The 4,225-nt window shown below is 66.2% G+C and carries 4 protein-coding genes; all 4 read left to right on the top strand.

Features of this window, described 5'->3' with window-relative positions; genetic code table 11:
- Positions 1-211 precede the first annotated feature (211 nt).
- The 4 genes from VM054_00500 to VM054_00485 all read left to right on the top strand — a co-directional run bounded on the left by VM054_00500 (position 212) and on the right by VM054_00485 (position 4,061).
- On the top strand, positions 212-1,036 hold the full coding sequence (locus VM054_00500) for a hypothetical protein (protein HUT97536.1): 825 nt from the start codon (positions 212-214) through the stop codon (positions 1,034-1,036).
- 51 nt (positions 1,037-1,087) lie between these two features.
- The gene (locus VM054_00495; protein ID HUT97535.1) at positions 1,088-2,041 is read left to right on the top strand and encodes an energy transducer TonB; all 954 of its coding nucleotides are present in this window, start codon (positions 1,088-1,090) and stop codon (positions 2,039-2,041) included.
- A gap of 122 nt (positions 2,042-2,163) precedes the next feature.
- Positions 2,164-3,060 carry a transketolase gene (locus VM054_00490; GenBank protein HUT97534.1) on the top strand — a complete coding sequence of 299 codons (897 nt, stop codon included), beginning with the start codon at positions 2,164-2,166 and terminating at the stop codon, positions 3,058-3,060.
- The gene (locus tag VM054_00485) at positions 3,060-4,061 is read left to right on the top strand and encodes a transketolase C-terminal domain-containing protein (protein HUT97533.1); all 1,002 of its coding nucleotides are present in this window, start codon (positions 3,060-3,062) and stop codon (positions 4,059-4,061) included. The genes VM054_00490 and VM054_00485 overlap by 1 nt, the downstream gene beginning before the upstream one ends.
- Positions 4,062-4,225: the final 164 nt, after the last annotated feature.

Below are 4,225 nucleotides of genomic sequence, written 5' to 3'. Positions count from 1 at the left end.
AGGGGGGTGTAGCGGTCCCCCTCTCCCCGTGGGAGCGGCGCGCCGACGGGTCGGGGTGAGGGCTGCCTTTGAAAAAAACGGGCCGACCTGAACGGCGCGCCGTCGGTCGGCCCCTACATTCACAACCGGGGCGAGGGGCGAATGTTCACACACCCCAAACCGGCCGTCGCCACCGTTGCCCGCGCCGGGGACGGCGTGGTAAACTTCCGGCGTGAGAAGAAACCGCGCCGCCCTCGTCATTTCAACACTTTGCGCCGCTCTGACCTCCTGCGTGCCGGGACCGGAGCCGGTTATCACAACTCCGCCGAAGGTCACCGCCGAAGAGCTTCTCGGGGAAATGGACGCCTACGCCCGGCGGCTGGAGTCGGCCTCGGGGGTGGTCACCCTGACCGCTCGCACGCCCGACGGCGTTCTGCCAGCCACGGAACACGGCCTGGCCTTCGCCCGCCCGGACTCGGTCTACGTCGAAAGCCTCGGGCCTATGGGGGAGATCGCCGTGGTGACGCGCGTCACCGGCGGCCGGATGGCGGTGCACTACGTCGCCGACGGGGTGTGGGCCGAGGGCGCGGCCTCGCCGGGGAACGTGGAGAGGCTCGTCGGGGTGCCGCTGGATCTGGACCTGTTGATTCGGGCGCTCCTGGCCGAGCCGCTGGTCCGGGGCGAAGGCTTCGATGGCACCGTCCGCTACGTGCGGCAGGAGAACGAGGGCGATCCGACGCGCCTGGCTCTGCGCCGGGAGGACGGTACGCGGGCCCTTTTGATGACGGTGGACCCCGCCGCGCCCGTGCCGCTGGAGCAGGTGCTCTACGACTCCGACGACGCGCCCGCCCTGCGGATCGTCTATTCCGATTACGCCGAGACGGACGGCCTCCTGCGCCCCTACCGGATACTTTTGGAAAATTACGCCGACTCCTCGGTGGAAATATCCTTCTCCTCCCAGGAGGTGAACCCCGCACTGCCCGGGAATCTCTTCGACCTGACGCCGCCCGCCGGGGTCCGTGTCGTGGAGCTGGACAAGTCCGCGAAGCCGGAGTAAAGTAAATTCTACTTCCCGGTGGCTAACCCCGGCCCTGTAATGGAGGATACAATGAAGAACACCATCGCCGTCCTTTTCGTTATCTGCACAGTCTTTTTTGCCGCCGCCTCCGCCACCGAGGCCATCAGTGAGAACCCCGCCGAAGCTTATGCCAAAGCCGCCTACGATGCCCTAGTCAACGCCTACGACGTATACGCCGCTGCCCCCGACGAGGCAGCACGAGCCTCCGCCTATGCCGTTTACACCGCTGCCCTCGACGAGGCCGCTCTCGCTGCCGCCCATGCTGCTTACGCAGAATATGAGGCCATCGCCACACCCAGAACCTTAGACTCCCCCGGTTACAGGAAGATTATTGAAGATTACGCCGCCGACTGGGCCGCCGAAAACGATTTAATTGCAAGAGCAGCCGCCCATGAAAGGAATGAGAAGGCCAACGCCGCGTACGACGCCACCTATAAGATATATGCCGATAAAGCCTACGCCGAATATTCAGCAAGGGTTGAAGCTGCCTATAACGAACACAATACCTATAAGGCTGAAGCGGTAGCCGGTAATTACTACAGCTCCGCCTATGAGCAACTCATCGACGTTATCTTGGATGCCGCTATCTCAGATGCCCAGGACTACCTCGATAACGCACTCAGCGCCGCTATCAGCCACGCTAACGAAGCCCGCAACGCCCCCAGCGCCGCCGCCGACTACATCACCACTGACGAGACCGCTGCCGCCGCCGACAATACCAACCAAACCCAACCCGAAAAGATTTCCGCCCCGGATCCCGTGTACCCTCCCGCGCTCAAGGCGGAGGGTTGGTCCGGCACCTGCTCCATCGGGCTTTACATTGATGAGGCGGGCAATGTCGGCAAGGTCTGGGTCATTCGCAGCACCGGCAAGGCAGAGGCCGATCAGGCGGCCATCGAGGCGGCCTGGGCCTCCCAGTGGGAGCCTGCCACCCAGAACGGCGTCCCCATCGCTCAGAAAATTTCCATCACATACGAATTCTAGATTACAAGTGAAGGCGCTTATTCCGCCGCGAAGAACCGACGATACCCCGGTTGCGCCCGGGGCGATTTAATGGCATTATTTCGGTGAAAATCCCCCCACTCCATCCCAGGAGCACCCCCGCATTGACCGCTTTCCCCTACCCGAAACCCGAGTTCGACCGGGACGAGCCGCTCGTCGAGCTGGCGAAGCTTCTCCGCTGCGAGATCGTGTGCATGACCCACCGGGCCGGCTCGGGGCACCCCGGCGGGTCCCTCTCGGCGGTGGAGATTCTGAGCCTTTTGTACCTGGGCGAGTTGCGCCACGACCCGGCGGACCCCCAGCGGCCCGACCGCGACCGCTTCGTCCTCTCCAAGGGCCACGCCTGCCCCATCCTCTACGCCCTTCTGGCCTACTGCGGCTATTTCCCCGCCGAGGAGCTCTGCCACCTGCGCGAGGTGGGCCACATCCTCCAGGGGCACCCCTCGATACACACCCCCGGGATTGACGCGAGCACCGGGTCGCTGGGCCAGGGGCTCAGTATAGCGAACGGGATGGCGCTGGCGGCGCGGCTCGACGGCCGGGACTCCCGCTACTGGTGCCTGTTGGGCGACGGGGAGCTCGACGAGGGGCAGTGCTGGGAGGCGGCCATGACCGCCGCCCACTACGGCCTGGACAACCTCACGGCCGTCGTGGACCGCAACCGCCTGCAAATCGACGGCGATACCGAGAAGGTGATGGCGCTGGAGCCGCTCTCGGACAAGTGGCGCGCTTTCGGCTTCCACGTTATAGACTGCGACGGCCACAGTTTTCCCGAGCTGCGGCGGGCCTACGCGGAGGCGCGGGAAACCAGGGGCAAGCCGACCTGCATCATCGCCCACACCCACAAGGGGCGGGGGGTGTCCTTCATGACCGACCAGGCGGGCTGGCACGGCCGGGCGCCGAACTCCGAAGAGCTGGTCCGGGCCGTGGGCGAGGTCTGCGGCTGCGCCCCGGAAACTCCGGAATGCTGCCTGAAGCTCGCCCGGGGGGGTGGTCGCTGATGGCCCTCGTCAAGGCGATGCACCTCGCGCCCCTGGAAGAGGCCTCGAAGGCCGAAAACTGGCAGGCCTGCAAGAAGGTTTACGGGGAGGCGCTTTTGGAGCTGGCGCGGACGCGGCCCGAGGTGGTCTGCCTCGACGCCGACCTGGCCAACTCCACCGAGGGGAAGCTCATCCGCGACGCCGAGGACAAAAAAATCTCGCGGCGCTTCTTCGACGTGGGCATCAGCGAACAGGACCTGGTGGGCACCGGGGCGGGGCTGGCGCTCTCGGGGAAAATCCCCTACGTGAACAGCTTCGGGGTGTTCCTGTCGGGGCGGGCCTGGGACCAGATCCGGGTGAGCGTGTGCTACCCGAACCTGCCGGTGCGCTTCGGCGGTCCCTACGGCGGCATCTCCGTGGGGCCCGACGGGCCGACCCACTTCGCCATCTCCGACATCGCGCTCCTGCGGAGCCTGCCGAACATGACGCTGGTCTCGGCGGCGGACGCGGCGCAGGTGGGGCCCATCATGCGCGCCACCGTGGACCACCCAGGGCCGGTCTACATCCGCATGGGCCGGGTGCCGTTACCCGTGGTGACCACCGACCGCACCCCCTTCGAGGTCGGGAAGATCCGCGTCTACCGCGAGGGCTCGGACCTGGCCGTCCTCGCCACCGGGCACATGGTGTACGAGTCCCTGGTGGCCGCCGAGAGGCTGGCCGAGCTCGGGGCCGAGGTCGCCGTCGTCAACGTCTCCACCCTCAAGCCGCTGGACCAGGAGACGGTGGTTGAGCTGGCGGAGCGTTGCGGGAAGGTGGCGACGGTGGAGGAGCACAACGTCCTCGGGGGGCTGGGCGGCGCGGTGGCCGAGGTCCTGGCGCGGCACCGCCCCACGCCCATGCTCTTCATCGGCGTGGACGACGAGTTCGCCGAGTCGGGGGAGGCGCTGGACCTTCTGGCCAAGTACGGCCTGAACGCGGACGGCATCTTCGACCGCCTGGCGAGTTTTTTGGAGCTGATGTAGGCCGGCTATCCCCCTCCCCCCTCTGGGGGGAGGGCTAGGGAGAGGGGCGAAAACGGCGGGGATTAAAATCCCCGCCCTACATTTACACACGACAACGATTTGGCGTAGGGGCGATGAGTCCACGGTCGCCCGTTCCTGTGGTTGCCGAATGTAGGGGCCGACCG

This window comes from bacterium (assembly GCA_035528375.1).
GTDB lineage: Bacteria > RBG-13-66-14 > RBG-13-66-14 > RBG-13-66-14 > RBG-13-66-14 > RBG-13-66-14.
This window is presented reverse-complemented; position numbering and strand designations above follow the sequence as displayed.